This is a genomic window from Bradyrhizobium sp. B025, from assembly GCF_042257955.1.
Classification (GTDB): Bacteria; Pseudomonadota; Alphaproteobacteria; order Rhizobiales; family Xanthobacteraceae; genus Bradyrhizobium; species Bradyrhizobium diazoefficiens.
Map to the genome: position 1 here is coordinate 2071853 of NZ_CP170150.1, position 16971 is coordinate 2088823.

Annotated in this window: 20 protein-coding genes; 16 read left to right on the top strand and 4 right to left on the bottom strand. The window is 64.9% G+C overall.

Annotated features, from left to right (window positions below):
* Positions 1-21: 21 nt before the first annotated feature.
* The 6 genes from ACE10W_RS09565 to ACE10W_RS09590 all read left to right on the top strand — a co-directional run bounded on the left by ACE10W_RS09565 (position 22) and on the right by ACE10W_RS09590 (position 2712).
* The gene (locus ACE10W_RS09565; protein ID WP_304551243.1) at positions 22-252 is read left to right on the top strand and encodes a hypothetical protein; all 231 of its coding nucleotides are present in this window, start codon (positions 22-24) and stop codon (positions 250-252) included.
* An 11-nt stretch (positions 253-263) separates the two neighbouring features.
* On the top strand, positions 264-491 hold the full coding sequence (locus ACE10W_RS09570; protein ID WP_304551244.1) for a hypothetical protein: 228 nt from the start codon (positions 264-266) through the stop codon (positions 489-491).
* 265 nt (positions 492-756) lie between these two features.
* Positions 757-957, top strand: coding sequence for a hypothetical protein (locus tag ACE10W_RS09575; RefSeq protein WP_304551245.1), 201 nt, complete (start codon positions 757-759; stop codon positions 955-957).
* Complete coding sequence (locus tag ACE10W_RS09580) at positions 957-1313, top strand: hypothetical protein (RefSeq protein ID WP_304551246.1); 357 nt, start codon at positions 957-959, stop codon at positions 1311-1313. Before ACE10W_RS09575 ends, ACE10W_RS09580 begins: the two co-directional genes overlap by 1 nt.
* Positions 1314-1331: 18 nt before the next feature.
* Positions 1332-1853, top strand: a complete 522-nt coding sequence (locus ACE10W_RS09585) for a hypothetical protein (protein WP_304551247.1) — start codon at positions 1332-1334, stop codon at positions 1851-1853.
* Between the two features lie 148 nt (positions 1854-2001).
* A complete protein-coding gene (locus tag ACE10W_RS09590; RefSeq protein ID WP_304551248.1) occupies positions 2002-2712 on the top strand; it encodes an NUDIX hydrolase in 711 nt (236 codons plus the stop codon).
* A 6-nt stretch (positions 2713-2718) separates the two neighbouring features.
* Here ACE10W_RS09590 and ACE10W_RS09595 read toward each other — a convergent pair whose 3' ends face one another.
* From ACE10W_RS09595 to ACE10W_RS09605, 3 genes are all read right to left on the bottom strand, one after another.
* Positions 2719-3045 (bottom strand): hypothetical protein, encoded by a 327-nt coding sequence (locus tag ACE10W_RS09595; protein ID WP_304551249.1) that lies wholly within the window; start codon positions 3043-3045, stop codon positions 2719-2721.
* Positions 3046-3249: 204 nt separating this feature from the next.
* Complete coding sequence (locus ACE10W_RS09600) at positions 3250-3474, bottom strand: hypothetical protein (RefSeq protein ID WP_011085360.1); 225 nt, start codon at positions 3472-3474, stop codon at positions 3250-3252.
* A 210-nt stretch (positions 3475-3684) separates the two neighbouring features.
* The gene (locus ACE10W_RS09605; protein WP_011085361.1) at positions 3685-3945 is read right to left on the bottom strand and encodes a hypothetical protein; all 261 of its coding nucleotides are present in this window, start codon (positions 3943-3945) and stop codon (positions 3685-3687) included.
* 203 nt (positions 3946-4148) lie between these two features.
* Between ACE10W_RS09605 and ACE10W_RS09610 the strand changes: the two genes are divergently transcribed.
* From ACE10W_RS09610 to ACE10W_RS09630, 5 genes are all read left to right on the top strand, one after another.
* Positions 4149-5108, top strand: coding sequence for an N-carbamoyl-D-amino-acid hydrolase (locus ACE10W_RS09610; protein ID WP_304551253.1), 960 nt, complete (start codon positions 4149-4151; stop codon positions 5106-5108).
* 1257 nt (positions 5109-6365) lie between these two features.
* Positions 6366-6920: a TetR/AcrR family transcriptional regulator gene (locus ACE10W_RS09615; RefSeq protein WP_236842199.1), complete on the top strand. Its 555-nt coding sequence runs from the start codon at positions 6366-6368 to the stop codon at positions 6918-6920.
* Positions 6921-6971: 51 nt separating this feature from the next.
* Positions 6972-8165 carry an MFS transporter gene (locus ACE10W_RS09620; RefSeq protein ID WP_304551255.1) on the top strand — a complete coding sequence of 398 codons (1194 nt, stop codon included), beginning with the start codon at positions 6972-6974 and terminating at the stop codon, positions 8163-8165.
* 126 nt (positions 8166-8291) lie between these two features.
* Positions 8292-8711, top strand: coding sequence for a DUF4118 domain-containing protein (locus tag ACE10W_RS09625; RefSeq protein WP_304551256.1), 420 nt, complete (start codon positions 8292-8294; stop codon positions 8709-8711).
* 138 nt (positions 8712-8849) lie between these two features.
* Positions 8850-9059 carry a hypothetical protein gene (locus ACE10W_RS09630; RefSeq protein WP_161536043.1) on the top strand — a complete coding sequence of 70 codons (210 nt, stop codon included), beginning with the start codon at positions 8850-8852 and terminating at the stop codon, positions 9057-9059.
* 257 nt (positions 9060-9316) lie between these two features.
* Here ACE10W_RS09630 and ACE10W_RS09635 read toward each other — a convergent pair whose 3' ends face one another.
* Entirely contained in the window at positions 9317-10294 is a 978-nt protein-coding gene (locus ACE10W_RS09635) for a LysR family transcriptional regulator (RefSeq protein WP_011085366.1), read from the bottom strand.
* Positions 10295-10413: 119 nt separating this feature from the next.
* Here ACE10W_RS09635 and ACE10W_RS09640 point away from each other — a divergent pair, with 119 nt between their 5' ends.
* The 5 genes from ACE10W_RS09640 to ACE10W_RS09660 are packed head-to-tail and all read left to right on the top strand — an operon-like array spanning position 10414 to position 16964.
* Entirely contained in the window at positions 10414-11451 is a 1038-nt protein-coding gene (locus ACE10W_RS09640; RefSeq protein ID WP_304551259.1) for a class 1 fructose-bisphosphatase, read from the top strand.
* A gap of 12 nt (positions 11452-11463) precedes the next feature.
* Positions 11464-12339: a phosphoribulokinase gene (locus ACE10W_RS09645; RefSeq protein WP_011085368.1), complete on the top strand. Its 876-nt coding sequence runs from the start codon at positions 11464-11466 to the stop codon at positions 12337-12339.
* 16 nt (positions 12340-12355) lie between these two features.
* A complete protein-coding gene (gene tkt, locus ACE10W_RS09650; RefSeq protein ID WP_304551262.1) occupies positions 12356-14374 on the top strand; it encodes a transketolase in 2019 nt (672 codons plus the stop codon).
* 12 nt (positions 14375-14386) lie between these two features.
* Positions 14387-15472, top strand: coding sequence for a class II fructose-bisphosphate aldolase (gene fba, locus ACE10W_RS09655; RefSeq protein ID WP_304551264.1), 1086 nt, complete (start codon positions 14387-14389; stop codon positions 15470-15472).
* Positions 15473-15503: 31 nt separating this feature from the next.
* Positions 15504-16964, top strand: coding sequence for a form I ribulose bisphosphate carboxylase large subunit (locus ACE10W_RS09660; protein ID WP_304551266.1), 1461 nt, complete (start codon positions 15504-15506; stop codon positions 16962-16964).
* Positions 16965-16971 lie beyond the last annotated feature (7 nt).

Sequence of the window (16971 nt, forward strand, 5' to 3'; positions counted from 1 at the left end):
CACCTCCCGCCTGGAGTGCTTATGAGATCACTGGCTTTGCTGTCCCTGCTTCTCCTCGGAGCCTGCGGGGGTGGCCACGGTCGCTATGAGCCGCCGGCCGTCGACAGCTACGGCAAACCTCCGGAGCAGCTCGCCAAGGACCAGCACGAGTGCATCGAGGAGAAGCGCACCCACGGCTTCGTCGGTGACGCTGGCATGATTACCGCGTGCATGGAACGCCGCGGCTACACCATCCTGACCCCGAAAGGCTGATCGTGCGTTTAATGATCTTGCTGGCCATCCCCATTCTTTCCAGCTGTGCGGCCCGCACCCCCTACGTCGAGCCGCCTGTCGTCGACATGGGCGGCGTCGATCAGAACCGCTACAACGCCGACCTGTCGGCCTGCACCAACGAGAAGATCGCAGCGACCTCGACCACCATCTGGACCAACGACATGATCTCGGTCTGCATGGAGCGGAAGGGCTATCGGGTGCTCTCTCACAAAGGCTGATGGCCGCTTCACCCTTCTTGCCGATTTAAATTTTACACGCTCCATAAAAGATCAATTAAAAATTCAAGAAGTACGGCGATACAACTCAAAATTCGTTTGCGCGGAAGCGATATCGTGCTACCTTTTCATACACAGTAGCACTTTTGCACACAGAACCCGGGTTAGCTCCCGAGGCAAGTTTCAGGGCCCCGATTTGGGGCCTTTGTCATATCTACACCGCGAGCCGCCCGGCATGACCGAGGCGGCTCTTTTTGTTGGAGTTCCCATGAAGAAGAAACCACTTTTCGGGGCGGACGAACTGATCTGCTCTCCGATGGCGCGCGGCACGTTCCGCCTTCCTAAAGTCCTGCTCGAGAAGGTCGATGCTGCGGCAGCCCAAGACGATCCGAGTTCGCCTAACCGCTCATCGGTCGTCAGGCGCGCCTTGATCCAGTACCTCCATCGCCAAGCAGAGGTTGCCGCCTAATGGCCATCGAAATTGAGGATGCGATCGTTGCGGCTGCACGATCTATCGGCTTCGCGATCAACTCCGCGACCATGACCACCGTCGCAATCGACCTTGCGGGATCGACAATCAAAGATGGCGTGATCATGGTTCCAGGCAAGGGCGGGTTGAAAGTCGAGGACTATCTCCAAGACCTGCGCGCCCGGGCACCAAGCGGCTTCAGTAAGGTGCAGCCACACGAGAAACCGGAATCTGAACGCACGGTCTCGGAAATGCGCCGCGGCCGCCGCCTGGATGCCGCGTGGCACGCACGCCATGCCAAGGCTACAGGCATCACCAAGGCCATGATGGACGAAATCATGAGGAACCGCGCATGACCTATCGAAGACTACGAAGTGCAGTTGCCACAAGGGAATCTGCCGGACAACAAGCGGCCGATGTCGGAGCAGAAGTTTGTTCAGGATCCCCTGGAGTCCATTCGGCGCGTCTCCGGTTCGCTGGGCAACGTCGTCGAGCGTTTAGGCCAGATCCAGCGCGACAGTCGCCTCTGCGAAGCCACTGAGCGTTGGGAGGTTCGACTGAGTGCGTTGGGCATTTTCGAAATGGTCGCCTCGGAAGCCGGCCACGCGTTTGGCTTGCCACATCTGCCCGAGGATCCGGTCAGCGAACACTCGCTGTCGCGAGGGATGGTGCCTCTCGTCGCTCACGCGGTCGTCTATCTCGAGGGAGGCGGGTTGAAGTATGAAATCAAGCAGCCGGTCTTTCAGGGTAAAATCTGGGCGGAAACCGCCGGAAAGATCGCTCGGGAGGTTCGTAGCCGGCTGTCGTTCGAGGGGACCGAGATTGCGCCGACGGGCGATCAATTGCGTCCCGACCAGCAGGGCGGCGGACTTGAGGTCAAGGATCGGGACGATTGAATTGCGGCGCGACGCGCGGGAAGGCGGGCGGCGGGCAAGGCATTGCCGCCAAAACGACAAGAAGCGGCTCGACCGTGATCGTGGTTCACTGGCCAGCTGGTGGCAGCGGCAGGCCCGTATCAATCTTTATCGCTGACCAGAGGAAATGATGCTCGATCCAGCAGCCGGCATCGAGGCCTATTTCGAGGCGCTCGCCAAATACCCCCGGCTCTTCGAGCCGCGCCGATATCGGCGGCTCGTGCTCGACCGTGCCCGCCTGGAGAGCTACGCGCGCGAGCATGGTGTCGCGCTCGGGCTTACCTTCTCCAACGACTACGTGCTCGTGCTTGTCGATCTGGTCGAGGTGGGCGAAGGCCCGGCCACGATCGTCCATCCTTATTTTCGGATCGTCTCGCGCGGTCAACTGCTGGGTGGGCACAATGTCGTGGTGGTGGCCACGGTTGCTGACCCGAAGCTTGGGAATGTCGGCGACATCGTGATGGTCGAGCAGGAGCGTCATGCGCTCGGACGGCTCATGCTGGAGCTGCCGCGCGGATTTGCCGAGCCGGGGATCGGGTTGGAGGCCAATGCCTTGAAGGAGTTGGAGGAGGAGACCGGCTATCTCGGTGCCGAGCCGCGGCTGATCGGAACCGTCTTGACGGATACCGGCCTGATGGACAACGAGGTCCACATCGTGCACGCCTCGGTCGTCGGCCGCCGGGAGCGATCTCCCGAGATCCGCGAGGTCATTACCCGAACTCTGTTGATGCCGGCCGATATGATCTGGTCGAAAATCCTGTCGCGCGAGATCAAGGACAGCTACACGCTCGAGGCAATCGGGATCTGGAGCAGGCTGTCGACGCACAGCACTTCTCGATGATGCTCGCTACCGCCGCGCCACCAGCACGCCCACCAGGAACGCCACCATCAGCGACGGCAGCGGCGCCTCGCGCACCATGCTGCGGACGATGTCCGGCCAGTGCTGCTCCGGGACCAGCCCTGGAGACCTGACTTCGGCTATCGGCGTCATGCCCCAATCCGACGCGAGGTCGGCGATCTCGCTCGCGGCCAGACGCGAACCGTCGCGGACGCGGAAGATGGCGGCCTCCGATCGCTCGCGTGGCGCGAGCGCCATCAGCGTCGCGATCGCCGTGCGCAACGTCATCTCGCCAAAACCTTGCAGCCGCACCGACTCCTCGGGCTCGGAGGTCATGCGAAAGCCCTCACAGCGCGAAGTGGTGTGCGATGGTGAATGCCATCGTCGCGCACAGGACCAACGTGGAAACCGCGCCGGCCACGCCGCGCGCGAGATGGGCTCGCGTCAGGTGCCTGGTCATGATTTTGCTCCATGCTCTGCATGGCAATGGCGGCGGCGGATGTTGGTTCCCAACGCCCCACCGAATCGCCGCTGTCCCGCCTACTTCCGCAGCAATTCGCTCAATGCCGCCGTCGCCTCGGCGCAGCGGATGTCGTCGATCTCGCGCGACAGGCTGAGTGCGCTTGATCTCAGCTCTTCGACCTTCCAGCTCTCAGGATGCTGGCTTTCGAGCTGACTGAGACGCTTGTTCAGATCGTCCAGTCTGGATTGGAGCTGCCCGATGCTGGCGGCCCCGTTCACTTTCCAAACGCGTTGTGCACGCATCGTAGTTCCCCTGTAGTCTCACGGCGTTGTGAGCGGGGTTCGTGGCTGGAATGGGAGTTTCTTTTGTCCGGCTTCAGACCGTGGGGAACCGTTGCAAAAGGGCAACGCGCGTTCCTGCGCGTCGACCGGCGCGGACAGTGCTACCGCCCATAGCCCGCGCCCTCCTGCATATGCCGTCGCGTTGCCTGGTCGGGCCCGGCACTGTTCGCGTCAGGCGGCGTGCGGCCAGTCGGTTGATCGCTTTTCAATGCGGCTTTCCAGGATCGCGATGCTCACCTGGAGGTTGTCGCGCCGGGCTCTCAGGTTCTGCGCGAGTATCGGGTAGGCGAGATTCTTTGGATCGGAGATTCCGGCCTTCCGCTCTTCCTCCAGAATGTCGGCGTCGAGCAATTGCGCGCGCCAACGCAGATCGGAGATCAGGGCGTGGAGCTGTGTCGGGATAGTCGCTTCGAAACGGGACGTCGGCTGCATATGATCGCCTCACTATGAGACAGGCCCACTGCGGGTCTGAGGGATTGGCGGAAGAGCAGCAAGGAGAGTGCCAGCGCGCCGGCTGAGGGCGAAGGCCTGCCCTGTCGTTGGGCATCGTGCCGGACAGCGAGGCTGTGCGCGTGACGCGTCGCGCGTTAGGGTCTGCCTCGACGTGATTCCGAAAGAGAACAAAGGAACGACGCGTGGCGAGATTTGTGACTATCGCGGCCGGCCAGCTTGGCCCGATTGCCCGAGCTGAGACGAGGACGGAGGTCGTGGCGCGGCTGATGGCGTTGATGCGCCAGGCGCGGGCCAACGGCTGCGACCTGATCGTCTATCCCGAGCTCGCCCTGACCACGTTCTTTCCGCGCTGGTATTTCGAGGACCAGGCGGAGATCGACGCCTTCTTCGAGCGCGAGATGCCGGGGGCGCAGACGCAAGCGCTATTCGACCTCGCCCGCGAGATCGGCATCGGGTTTTGCCTCGGCTATGCCGAGCTAACGGTCGAGGCCGGCGTCACCAGGCGCTACAACACCTCCATCCTGGTGGACAAGAGCGGCGCGATCGTCGCGAAATACCGCAAGGTTCATTTGCCCGGCCATGCCGAGCATGAGCCATGGCGCGAATTTCAGCATCTGGAAAAGCGCTACTTCGAGCCCGGCAGCGGCTTTGGCGTGACCAATGCCTTCGGCGGCGTGATGGGAATGGCGATCTGCAACGACCGCCGCTGGAGCGAGACCTACCGGGTGATGGGCCTGCAGGGCGTCGAGATGGTGATGATCGGCTACAACACGCCGGTGCACAATCCGCCTGCGCCCGAGCACGACGATCTCTCGCTGTTCCACAATCACCTGGTGATGCAGGCCGGCGCCTACCAGAACGGCACCTTCGTGGTCGGCGTCGCCAAGGCCGGCATCGAGGAGGGCGTCGACCACATCGGCGGCAGCTGCATCATCGCACCTTCGGGTGAGATCGTCGCGGCGTGCACGACCAAGGGCGACGAGATCGCGCTGGCGCGCTGCGACCTCGATCTCTGCAACTCCTACAAGCGCACCACCTTCAATTTCGACGTCCACCGCCAGCCCCGCGCCTACGGGATGATCGTCGAACGCAAGGGCGTGACGACGATGGCGGATGGGACACAAGTGCCGACGAAGGGGTGATGCTCCCGCCCGTTGTCTTGCGTTTCCGTCTCTCCCGCGTCGTCCTTGCGAAAGCCAGGACCCATTACCACAGGGAGAAGTTTGGCGAAGACTGGTTGGGCGGGACTAATACTGCCTTAAATCGATAAACCTCGCGGTATGGGTCCTGGCTTTCGCCAGGACGACGGTTGAGTTGAGCGCTTCCCAGATCCGCGGAGCGTCACGGTTGCCCGACGGGCAAAACACCTGCGAAGCTGTCAACCCGCCTTCGCTAAAATATTCCACTTTACCGAAATTCGGAAATGGCGTACGTCTCGCCCATCCCGGCTCATCCTTGAGGGGCGATCTTGTGTCGTCACGTTTCGCGAGCCGGGCTTGCGGTGGACGCGGCAGCGTCGGGTGCGAGGCCAAGGGCAGGGCGGATTGCTCTCCGTGAGCCCAGAACTTCGTGCTGGATGAGCGGCGCTGTCAGGTTCGTCTCGTCTGTAAGTTTCCGGCTCCGTCGACAGGGCTGGGAAAACTGCGGCGAAATGGCGGGCCGTGCGTACGGCAAAACCGTGTGGTCCTGGCCGTCGTTGCTACGGTCAAGCCTTGGCGGATGGGGCAGTCGCGTCAACCGGCGCGGCGCCGGTGAATTTCGCTGGGGTGAGGGAGGCCAGAACGAACTCGGCTCCCGGGAGAGCACGGCATAAGCCGTCCAACCACTGCGCAGGGAAGGCCGAGTGATTGGCTACACCTGTATGCTGCTGTGCGGTTCTTTTGCGCTACATCTTCGCGCAGCGGACCGCGGGTGCTAGATCAGCACCCGGCCTTCCCTGCGCCCTCTTGGCTCAAGAGTGTGGAGCGACGAGGCAAAGCTCGGGCGAAATGCGCCGCGAGGATGCGAAGGCGCGTCTGCGAGTTGAGATGCGAGTTAGAGGATGACGACGATGCCCCTTGCTCCGTCATTGCGAGCGCAGCGAAGCAATCCAGAATCCCTCCGCGGAAAGACTCGGGATTGCTTCGCTGCGCTCGCAATGACGATGTGGAGGCGGACGTGCGCCATTTCATCACTGTCACCCCCGCGCAACAGCGAAGCCGTTGTCGCCGGAGATGCGCGCTCAGTGGCGCAACCGCGCCGTTGAGCAAGCGACTGGTAACGGCACGCGGCAGGTCCCCCCAATCACAACCAGGTGTCTTGATTAGGGAACAACCATTCCCTATTATCCCGCAATGCAAAAATCCGCCCGCCGATCGCAAGCCATTGCTCAACCACCCGGTCGTCCCCGGGAGTTTGACATGGACACCGCCCTGGACGGGGCGGTGCGGGTGTTTTGCGAGCGCGGCTATCATGCCACCTCGATCGGTGACCTCACTGCCGCGATGCGGCTTGCCACCGGCAGCGTCTACAAGGCGTTTCGCGACAAGCACGCCGTGTTCCTTGCCGCCTTCGAGCGCTACGCCACGGTGCGCCGGGAGCAGACCCGCAGCGCGGCCGCGCGCGGTGTGAACGGCCGCGAGCGGCTGCGCCATGTGCTGCTGTCCTATGTCGAGCACTCCCAGGGCAGCGAGGGGCGCCGCGGCTGCATCGTGGTCGGCAGTGCGGTCGAGCTCTCCGCGGTCGATCCTGCGGTCCGCGCCCGCGTCAATGCGCAGCTCGCGACCAACGAGAACTTCATCGCCGGCCTCATTCGCGAGGGGCAGGCCGACGGCTCGATTCCTCGCCATGTCGCGGCCGACGACACCGCGCGGCTGATGATCTGCATCACGCAAGGAATGCGCGTCGTCGGCAAGGCGCGCCTGCCGCTCGACGGGACGCGCCTCGTCGGCGTCGCGATGAAGCTGCTCGCCTGAATTCTTGTCATATTAGGGAATGATCGTTCCCAATCTCTGGAGACCGTGTCAATGACGATGAATGCCACCATCGAGACCGCGCCCGAACCGGATGCGGTGTCGCAGCGCCTGACCTTCGTGCTTGCCGCGGCCTGTGGCATGGTTGCCGCCAATATCTACTATGCCCAGCCGCTGATCGCCCCGATCAGCGCCGCGCTGGGCCTGTCGCATGCCGCCGCCGGGCTGATCGTCACCATGACGCAGATCGGCTACGGCACCGGGCTGCTCTTCATCGTGCCGCTCGGCGATCTCGTCGAGAACCGTACGCTGATCTGCTCCGTCATCACGCTCGGCGCCGTGGCGCTGCTCGCCGCCGCGTTCGCGACGCACGCCCTGCCGTTCCTGATCGCCGCGCTGTTCATCGGGCTCGGCTCGGTGGCGGTGCAGATCATCATTCCCTATGCGGCGCACCTGGCGCCCGAGGCCATCCGCGGCCGCGTCGTCGGCAACGTCTCGACCGGCCTGATGCTCGGCATCATGCTGGCGCGGCCGGTATCGAGCTTCGTCACGGCGGCCTCGTCATGGCATGCGGTGTTCTTCGCCTCCGCGGCGCTGATGATCCTGCTCGCAGCCGTGCTCTGGATGGTGCTGCCGACGCGCAAGCCGGTGGCGCGCATGCATTACGGCACGCTGCTGCTGTCGATGCCGCATCTGGTGCGCACCATGCCGCTGCTCCGGCGGCGCGCACTCTACCAGGCGAGCCTGTTCGGTTGCTTCACCCTGTTCTGGACGGTCGCACCACTCCAGCTCGCCTCCGAGTTCGGCTTCTCCCAGCGCGGCATCGCGCTGTTCGCGCTGGCCGGTGTCGCCGGCGTGTTCGCCGCGCCAATCGCGGGGAGGCTCGCCGATCGCGGCCATAGCCGCATCGCGACGCTGATTGCGATGTTGCTGGCGGCCGCGGGCTTCCTCGTGACCTATATCGGCGCGGCCGGCTCGATGCTGAACCTCGCCTGCCTGGTCGTGGCCGCGATCGCCATCGATATCGGCGTCCAGGGCAACGTGGTGCTCGGCTTCCGCGCCATCTTCGCGCTCGGGCACGAGCATCGCAGCCGCCTCAACGGCCTCTACATGGCGACGTTCTTCGCAGCCGGCGCGGCCGGCTCCGCGGTCGGCGCCTGGGCCTTCGCGCAAGGCGGCTGGGCGCTCGCATCGGGAATCGGCCTCGCTCTGCCCGTCGCGGGCCTGCTCTATGCGGCCACGGAGTAGCGGCGGGATGGTGCGATGCGGCGTTTACCAAACGCCCGGGCATGCGTTTTCCGCCTCGCGATTTCCGTGCCGCTGTAGTACTTTGGTCGCAAGCGGGCCCGGTTAACGGGCGGCAGGGGGAGGCTGATGAGGCGTGCGGGGCTGTTTGGCGTACCGTGGGTACGGCCATGGTCGTGGCAGGCGTTTCTGCTGGGATTGGTCGTCGTCGGACTATCGGCGGTGTTTCAGGGCATCTGCGTCGCGCTCGGCGCAAAACTCTATTTCGCGGCGTTCCTGCCTGGCCTGTTCGTGCTCGGACTTGTCGCGGGCGCGCCGGCGGCGGCGTTCGCCACGTTGCTCACCATTCCGCTGGTTTGGTGGGCGTTCATGCCGCCCTTCTTCGAGTTCAATGCGCTGACCAGCGCAAACACCGATTCCATCAACCTGTTCTGCCTCCTCGCCGTGCTCCTGATCGGCCTTGCCGATCTCTGCCGGGAGACGATGACGATCGTCAACCGCGGCGGGCTGAAGCGTTCGGGCGAGAGCGCGGCAACGAATTCGCAATAAATCGGCGATGCGCTCGCGCCCACGTTGCGCGCGCGCAACAGTCCGGCAACCATTCGCCAGCTTGCCGCGCGCCGCTAACTTTTCGAAAAAGATTTGGCCGCAATTTCTCCCCCGGGAATGACGAGGGAGTTTTCGGACATGAACGGCCAGATCAACGGGAACGCCATCTTGGAGAACGTGCGCCGCTATCGCGGCATCGCATCGCTCTATCGCCAGACTGCTGCATTCCGCCCGGGCCAGAGCTGGTCGCTGCTGGAGCAGGCGAGGGATTGGGAAGCGCGGGCGCTGTCGGAGCTGGAAGCCTATTTCGCCACGCACATGGATCACACCGCTCCGCGCGCGGCCTGATCGTTAACCATCGCCGCAAGCAGACCGGCGACGAACATCGGCGATCGCTGGCTTCATTCGGCAGCGGAACCCGTGGCGACTACGGGGTTACCCCGGCGCCCGCACATGATAGCCAGTCGCCCGGATCTCCTTCACGTCGGCCGGGGGCGAGCGATGACCACCTTCAACCGTATCTTCACGACAGAGCGCCTGCTTCAGATCATCGTCATCCTCGCGGCGACGATCGCAATGAAGCTGATGGGCTGAGCATCGGCGAGCTAGCGCTCGCCGAACTCGGGCACGTCGGGCAGATAGTTCGACCCTTCCGAGCCCAGAAAGTCGAACATCGCCTGTGCCGGCGGCAGCAGCACCTTGTCGCTGCGGCGGATCACGTACCATTGCCGCACGATCGGCAGGCCGGCGACGTCGAGCACGATCAGCCGGCCCTCGGCAAGCTCGTGCGCCACGGTGTGGGCCGAGATGAAGGCGATGCCGAGCCCGGCGATCACCGCCTGCTTGATGGTCTCGTTGCTGCTCATCTCCATGCCGATGACCGGCTCGAGATCCGACTTCTGGAACATGCCCTCCATGAGCGTGCGCGTGCCCGAACCCGGCTCGCGGGTCAGGAAGGTCTCGTGCACGAGGTCGGTCAGGCTGAGGCCGGAATCCTTCTCCAGCCAGTGCCCCTTGCGAGCGACGATGATGTGCGGATTGCGTCCGAGCTGACGGACGTCGACGCTGACGTCGGCCGGTGGCCGACCCATCACCGCGAAATCGAGGTCGTAGCCGTGCATGGCCTCGCGGATCTCCTCGCGATTGCCGATGGTGAGCCTGATCTCGATCTTCGGGTACCGCTTGGTGAAAGCCGCGATCGCATGCGGGACGAAATACTTCGCGGTCGAGACCGCGCCGAGATGCACGGTGCCGCCGGTTCGCCCCGCGAGCAGGTCGAGCGCGCCCTGGCAGTCCATGATCGCGGCCTCGACGCGCTCGGCGAGCGCCAGAACCTCCTTGCCGGCTTCCGTCAGCAGCATGCCGTCGCCGGTCCGCTGCACCAAAGGCAGGCCGGCGAGGTCCTGAAGCTGGCGCAACTGCTGGGTCACAGCCGGCTGCGTCAGGCCGAGATGGCCGGAGGCCGCCGTCACGCTGCCCTTGGCCGAAAGCGCCGCGAGCGAGCGAAGCTGCCGGATCGTCAGATGCCGGAGCTGGGCCGCCGCATGGCTGGGGCCATTATAAGAAAATTCTTTGGCGCTCATTATGAATAGAAATTTTCCTTATTAAGCCTCCCCTGTCAATCTCCTCATGCCGGGACCGACCGCATCGACCTCCACCGGGGAGGGAAATGGATGCGGCGCCGGCCAGGGGATGGACGCAGATGACCGGGCAACTCAGGCTGGACGACCACCTTCAACGGTACTCGGAGACCGCACCCCACGCGCTGGCGGTGGCGACCGCGGTCGATGCCATCGCGGCGGCGGCGATCGAGATCGCCGACCTCATCGGCGCCGGCGATCTCGCGGACGCCTCGGGCCTGACCACGGGCCGCAACAGCGACGGCGACGTCCAGCGCGATCTCGACGTGCAGGCGGACGCGATCCTGCGCCGCTGTCTCGGCAAGCTGCCGATCGCAGCGCTGGCGTCGGAGGAGATGCGCGAGCCGCAGATCGGCGACCGCGCGGCCAGGATCTGCGTCGCGATCGATCCGCTCGACGGCTCCTCCAACATCGACATCAACATGACCGTGGGCACGATCTTCTCGATCCTGCCCGCGCCCGACGATCTCGCGCTCGCCTTCCATCAGCGCGGCTCGGCGCAGCTCGCGGCGGGCTTCGTCACCTACGGTCCGCAGACCTCGCTGGTGCTGACGCTCGGCGACGGCGTCGACATCTTCACGCTCGACCGCAAGGCCGGCTGCTTCCGCCTCGCGCGTAGCGCCATCCAGATCTCCGAGGCGGGCGAGGAGTTCGCGATCAACGCGTCGAATCGCCGGCATTGGGATCCTCCGGTGCGTGCCTTCATCGACGAATGCCTCGCCGGCGTCGAAGGCCCCGCCAATCACGATTTCAACATGCGCTGGGTCGGTTCGCTGGTCGCGGAGGCCTATCGCATCCTCACCCGCGGCGGCGTGTTCCTCTATCCCTCGGACGCGCGGCCCGGCTATGGCGACGGCCGCCTGCGCCTCACCTACGAGGCGCATCCGATGGCCTACATCATCGAGCAGGCCGGCGGCTCGGCCTCGACCGGACGCGAGCGCATCCTCGACCTGTCAGCGCAAAGCCTGCACCAGCGCGTGCCGCTGATCATGGGCTCGAGCAACGAGGTGCGGCGCGTCGAGGAGCTGCATTGCGATCCGCTGCTGGTTGCCAGCATCTCAGCGCCGCTGTTCGCGCGGCGCGGCTTCTTCCGGCTGTAAGCGAGGCGTCCCATGTCCAGGAAGCATCCGATCATCTCCATCACCGGCTCCTCCGGCGCGGGCACCACCTCGGTCAAGAAGACCTTCGAGCAGATATTCTTCCGCGAGAAGGTCAATGCCGTCTACATCGAGGGCGACGCCTTCCATCGCTACGACCGCGCCGAGATGCGCACGCAGATGGCGAAGGAGGCCGAGCGCGGCAACAGGCATTTCAGCCATTTCAGCCCCGAGACCAATCTGTTCGAGGAGCTGGAGCGTGCCTTCCGCGACTACGGCGAGACCGGCACGGCGGTGACGCGACACTATGTGCACGATGCCGAGGAATCTGCGCTGCACGGCACGCCTCCCGGCACCTTCACGGAATGGGAGCGGCTGCCGGAGAATTCGGACCTGCTGTTCTACGAAGGCCTGCACGGCGCCGTCGTCACCGACAAGGTCAACGTCGCGCGTTATGCCGACCTCAAGATCGGCGTCGTGCCGGTCATCAATCTCGAATGGATCCAGAAGCTGCACCGCGATCGCAGCGCGCGGGGCTATTCGACCGAGGCCGTCACCGACACCATCCTGCGGCGGATGCCGGATTACATCCACTACATCTGTCCGCAATTCACCGAGACCGACATCAATTTCCAGCGCGTGCCGACCGTGGACACCTCCAATCCGTTCGTCGCGCGCTGGATTCCGACGCCGGACGAATCGATGGTCGTGATCCGCTTCAAGAACCCGCGCGGCATCGACTTTCCCTATCTGCTCTCGATGCTGCCGCACAGCTGGATGTCGCGCGCGAATTCGATCGTGTGTCCCGGCGCCAAGCTTGATCTCGCGATGCAGCTGATCCTGACGCCGCTGATCATGCAGCTGATCGAGCGCAAGCGAAACCTGAAGTGAACAAGGGGAGAATTCGATGAACATCTCCGTCCATGCCGAAGCCGACGTTACGGCTGTCGCGCATAACGATCTCGCCAACGCCGTCCGCTTCCTCGCGGTCGATGCCATCGAGACATCGCAGTCCGGCCATCCCGGCCTGCCAATGGGCATGGCCGATGTCGCGACCGTGTTGTTCTCGCGTTTCCTGAAGTTCGACTCGGCGCACCCGAGCTGGCCGGACCGCGATCGCTTCGTGCTTTCCGCGGGCCATGGCTCGATGCTGCTTTATGCGCTGCTCCATCTCACCGGCGGCGATGTCAGCCTCGACGACATCAAGGCCTTCCGGCAGTGGGGCTCGAAGACGCCGGGCCATCCGGAATACGGCCATACGCCGGGCGTCGAGACCACGACGGGGCCACTGGGGCAGGGGATTGCCACTGCCGTCGGCATGGCGCTCGCCGAGCGCATGGCCAATGCGCGGTATGGCGATGGGCTCGTTGACCACTTCACCTATGTCATCGCGGGTGACGGCTGCCTGATGGAAGGCATTAGCCAGGAGGCGATCTCGCTTGCCGGCCATCTCCAGCTTGGCCGCCTGATCGTGCTGTTCGACGACAACGGCATCTCCATCGACGGGCCGACGTCGCTTGCGACATCGGACGACCAGCTCGCGCGCTTCGCCGCCTCCGGCTGGTCGGTGCGCCGCGTCGATGGGCACGATCCCGAAGCCGTTGCGCAGGCGATCGCCGAAGAGCGCGAGACCGCAAAACCGTCGCTGATCGCCTGCCGCACCGTCATCGGTTATGGCGCCCCGGACCGGCAGGGCACAGAGAAGGCCCATGGCGCGCCGCTCGGCACCGAGCAGACCACGGCGGCGCGCCGAACGCTCGGCTGGGATTATCAGCCGTTCGTGGTGCCGATCCCGATCCTCAAGGCGTGGCGCATGATTGGACAGCGCGGGCAGGTCGAGCGTCTCGCCTGGCTCGATCGCTACGAGAGTGCGACGCCCGAGCAGCGCGATTTGTTCGTCGAAGGCAAAGTCGTCGCTCTGCCGGCCGCCTATGCGCTGGCCGCGGCGAAGTTGCGCGAACGTTTTGCGAGCGAGCGGCCGAAGCTCGCGACGCGGCAGGCCTCGCAACAGGTGCTCGACGGCATCGCCGGGACAATTCCGGGCCTCGTCGGCGGCTCGGCGGACCTGACCCATTCGAACCTGACCCATGCCAAGCCGCAGACTCCGGTCACGCGCGGCGCCTTCGCCGGCGACTATATCCACTACGGCATCCGCGAGCACGGCATGGCGGCCGCGATGAACGGCCTCGCGCTGCACGGAGGCTTCATTCCCTATGGCGGCACGTTCCTGGCGTTCTCCGACTATAGCCGGCCGGCGATCCGCCTTGCCGCCTTGATGCGGCTGCGCGTCATCCACGTGATGACGCACGACTCCATCGGTCTCGGAGAGGACGGCCCGACGCACCAGCCGGTCGAGCATCTCGCCGCGCTGCGCGTGATCCCGAACCTCCTGGTGTTCCGCCCGGCCGACGCGGTGGAGACGCTCGAGGCCTGGGACTGCGCCCTTGCGGCGGAGCATCGTCCTTCCGTGCTCTGCCTGTCGCGGCAAGCCTTGCCGACGTTCCGCAGCGATGCGCGCGGCAGAAACCGAGTCGCGCGCGGTGCCTATCTCGTGGTCTCGCCGGACGGCGGCCGCGATGTGACGCTGATGGCGACCGGCTCGGAAGTCTCGATCGCGCTGGAAGCCGCCCGCCTGCTCGCGACCGAGCACATTCGCGCGGCCGTCGTCTCGGCGCCCTGCCTCGCGCTGTTCGAGGAGCAGCCGGAGGATTATCGCGCCACCGTGCTCGGCATCGCGCCGCGTGTCGGGATCGAGGCGGCCGTGCTCGGCGACTGGCCGCGCTGGATCGGCGCCGACGGTGAATTCGTCGGCATGCGCGGCTTCGGCGCCTCGGCGCCGGCGCCGGTGCTGTATCGCGAATTCGGCATCACCCCGCAAAGCATTGCGGAAGCCGCCCGCCGGGCGATCGCCCGCAAGAGCCAATAAGGAGGACGACCCTTGGCCCGTATCACCCTTCGCCAACTGCTCGATCACGCCGCCAGCCACGGCTACGCGGTGCCGGCGTTCAACATCAACAACATGGAGCAGGGCATCGCGATCATGCAGGCGGCCGCCGAGGTCGATGCGCCCGTGATCATCCAGGCCTCGCGCGGCGCGCGCAGCTATGCCGGCGATCTCATGCTTTCGCACATGATCGACGCGCTGGAGCGGACCTACCCGGACATCCCGCTCTGCATGCACCAGGACCACGGCAATGACGAGGCGACCTGCGCGTCCGCCATCGCGCACGGCTTCACCTCGGTGATGATGGACGGTTCGCTGAAAGCCGACGCCAAGACCGCGGCCGACTACGACTACAATGTCGCGATCACCCGCCGCGTCGTCGATCTGGCCCATTGGGTCGGCGCCTCGGTCGAAGGCGAGCTCGGCGTGCTCGGCTCGCTCGAGCATGGCGGCGGCGAGCAAGAGGATGGTCACGGCGTCGAGGGCAAGGTCAGCCACGACCAGCTGCTGACCGATCCCGACCAGGCCGTCGATTTCGTCCGCGCCACCAAAGTGGACGCGCTGGCCATCGCGATGGGTACCTCGCACGGCGCCTACAAGTTCAGCCGCAAGCCCGATGGCGATATCCTGGCGATGCGGGTGGTCGATGAGATTCACCGCCGGCTGCCGAACACGCATCTCGTCATGCACGGCTCGTCCTCGGTGCCGCAGCCGCTCCAGGACATGTTCAACCAGTTCGGCGGCGAGATGCCGCAGACCTGGGGCGTGCCGGTCGAGGAGATCGTGCGCGGCATCAAGAGCGGTGTGCGCAAGGTCAATATCGACACCGACTGCCGCCTGGCGATGACTGCCGTGTTCCGCAAGGTCGCGGCGCAAAGTCGCAATGAGTTCGATCCGCGAAAATTCCTCAAACCCGCGATGGACGCGATGCGCGACCTCTGTCGCGAGCGCTTCGAGCAGTTCGGCACCGCGGGCCACGCCGGCAGGATCAAGGTCGTTCCCTTGAGCGAGATGGCGCGGCGTTATCGCGCCGGCGAGCTCGATCCGCGCGTCGATGCCCGAGAGTCAGTCGCCGCCTAGTCATTCAGAGAGAGAAGAACAGGAGAGAGTCATGAACGCACATACCGGCACGGTTCGCGGCAAGGAGCGTTATCGCTCGGGCGTCATGGAATACAAGCGCATGGGCTATTGGGAGCCCGACTACACGCCAAAGGACACCGACGTCATCGCGCTGTTCCGCGTCACGCCGCAGGAGGGCGTCGATCCGATCGAGGCGTCCGCTGCGGTTGCCGGCGAGTCCTCGACCGCGACCTGGACGGTGGTGTGGACGGATCGCCTGACGGCCGCGGAGAAATATCGCGCGAAATGCTATCGCGTCGATCCGGTGCCGGGCACGCCGGGCTCGTATTTCGCCTACATCGCCTACGACCTCGACCTGTTCGAGCCGGGCTCGATCGCCAACCTCTCGGCCTCGATCATCGGCAACGTGTTCGGCTTCAAGCCGTTGAAGGCGCTGCGGCTCGAGGACATGCGTTTCCCCGTCGCCTATGTGAAGACGTTCCAGGGGCCGGCGACCGGCATCGTGGTCGAGCGCGAGCGACTCGACAAGTTCGGCCGGCCGCTGCTCGGCGCAACCGTGAAGCCGAAGCTCGGGCTTTCGGGGCGCAACTATGGCCGCGTGGTCTACGAGGCGCTGAAGGGCGGGCTCGACTTCACCAAGGACGACGAGAACATCAACTCGCAGCCCTTCATGCATTGGCGCGATCGCTTCCTCTATTGCATGGAGGCGGTGAATCGTGCGCAGGCCGCTTCCGGCGAGGTGAAAGGCACCTACCTGAACATCACCGCAGGGACGATGGAGGACATGTACGAGCGCGCAGAGTTCGCCAAGGAGCTCGGGTCGTGCATCGTCATGATCGACCTCGTGATCGGCTACACCGCGATCCAGTCGATGGCCAAGTGGGCCCGGCGCAACGACATGATCCTGCATCTACATCGCGCCGGCCACTCGACCTATACGCGGCAGAAGAGCCATGGCGTGTCATTCCGTGTCATCGCCAAATGGATGCGGCTCGCCGGCGTCGATCACATCCACGCCGGCACGGTGGTCGGCAAGCTCGAAGGCGATCCCAACACCACGCGCGGCTACTACGATGTCTGCCGCGAGGATTTCAATCCGACCAAGCTCGAGCACGGCCTGTTCTTCGACCAGTCCTGGGCGAGCCTGAACAAGATGATGCCGGTGGCCTCCGGCGGCATCCATGCCGGCCAGATGCACCAGCTGCTCGATCTGTTGGGCGAAGACGTCGTGCTGCAATTCGGCGGTGGCACGATCGGCCATCCCATGGGGATTGCGGCCGGCGCGATCGCCAACCGCGTGGCGCTGGAAGCGATGATCCTCGCCCGCAACGAGGGGCGCAACTACGTCCACGAAGGCCCGGAGATCCTGGCCAAGGCAGCCCAGACCTGCACGCCGCTCAAGTCCGCGCTCGAGGTCTGGAAGGACGTGACCTTCAACTACCAGTCCACCGACACGCCGGACTTCGTGCCAACGGCGCTGGAAACCGTTTGAGGAGATG

What these genes read in the sequence shown, in the direction of transcription:
- ACE10W_RS09565 (WP_304551243.1), top strand. Translation starts at nt 22, where the DNA reads ATGAGATCACTGGCTTTGCTGTCCCTGCTTCTCCTCGGAGCCTGCGGG.
- ACE10W_RS09570 (WP_304551244.1), top strand. Translation starts at nt 264, where the DNA reads ATGATCTTGCTGGCCATCCCCATTCTTTCCAGCTGTGCGGCCCGCACC.
- ACE10W_RS09575 (WP_304551245.1), top strand. Translation starts at nt 757, where the DNA reads ATGAAGAAGAAACCACTTTTCGGGGCGGACGAACTGATCTGCTCTCCG.
- ACE10W_RS09580 (WP_304551246.1), top strand. Translation starts at nt 957, where the DNA reads ATGGCCATCGAAATTGAGGATGCGATCGTTGCGGCTGCACGATCTATC.
- ACE10W_RS09590 (WP_304551248.1), top strand. Translation starts at nt 2,002, where the DNA reads ATGCTCGATCCAGCAGCCGGCATCGAGGCCTATTTCGAGGCGCTCGCC.
- ACE10W_RS09595 (WP_304551249.1), bottom strand. Translation starts at nt 3,045, where the DNA reads ATGACCTCCGAGCCCGAGGAGTCGGTGCGGCTGCAAGGTTTTGGCGAG.
- ACE10W_RS09600 (WP_011085360.1), bottom strand. Translation starts at nt 3,474, where the DNA reads ATGCGTGCACAACGCGTTTGGAAAGTGAACGGGGCCGCCAGCATCGGG.
- ACE10W_RS09605 (WP_011085361.1), bottom strand. Translation starts at nt 3,945, where the DNA reads ATGCAGCCGACGTCCCGTTTCGAAGCGACTATCCCGACACAGCTCCAC.
- ACE10W_RS09615 (WP_236842199.1), top strand. Translation starts at nt 6,366, where the DNA reads ATGGACACCGCCCTGGACGGGGCGGTGCGGGTGTTTTGCGAGCGCGGC.
- ACE10W_RS09620 (WP_304551255.1), top strand. Translation starts at nt 6,972, where the DNA reads ATGACGATGAATGCCACCATCGAGACCGCGCCCGAACCGGATGCGGTG.
- ACE10W_RS09625 (WP_304551256.1), top strand. Translation starts at nt 8,292, where the DNA reads ATGAGGCGTGCGGGGCTGTTTGGCGTACCGTGGGTACGGCCATGGTCG.
- ACE10W_RS09630 (WP_161536043.1), top strand. Translation starts at nt 8,850, where the DNA reads ATGAACGGCCAGATCAACGGGAACGCCATCTTGGAGAACGTGCGCCGC.
- ACE10W_RS09635 (WP_011085366.1), bottom strand. Translation starts at nt 10,294, where the DNA reads ATGAGCGCCAAAGAATTTTCTTATAATGGCCCCAGCCATGCGGCGGCC.
- ACE10W_RS09640 (WP_304551259.1), top strand. Translation starts at nt 10,414, where the DNA reads ATGACCGGGCAACTCAGGCTGGACGACCACCTTCAACGGTACTCGGAG.
- ACE10W_RS09645 (WP_011085368.1), top strand. Translation starts at nt 11,464, where the DNA reads ATGTCCAGGAAGCATCCGATCATCTCCATCACCGGCTCCTCCGGCGCG.
- tkt (WP_304551262.1), top strand. Translation starts at nt 12,356, where the DNA reads ATGAACATCTCCGTCCATGCCGAAGCCGACGTTACGGCTGTCGCGCAT.
- ACE10W_RS09660 (WP_304551266.1), top strand. Translation starts at nt 15,504, where the DNA reads ATGAACGCACATACCGGCACGGTTCGCGGCAAGGAGCGTTATCGCTCG.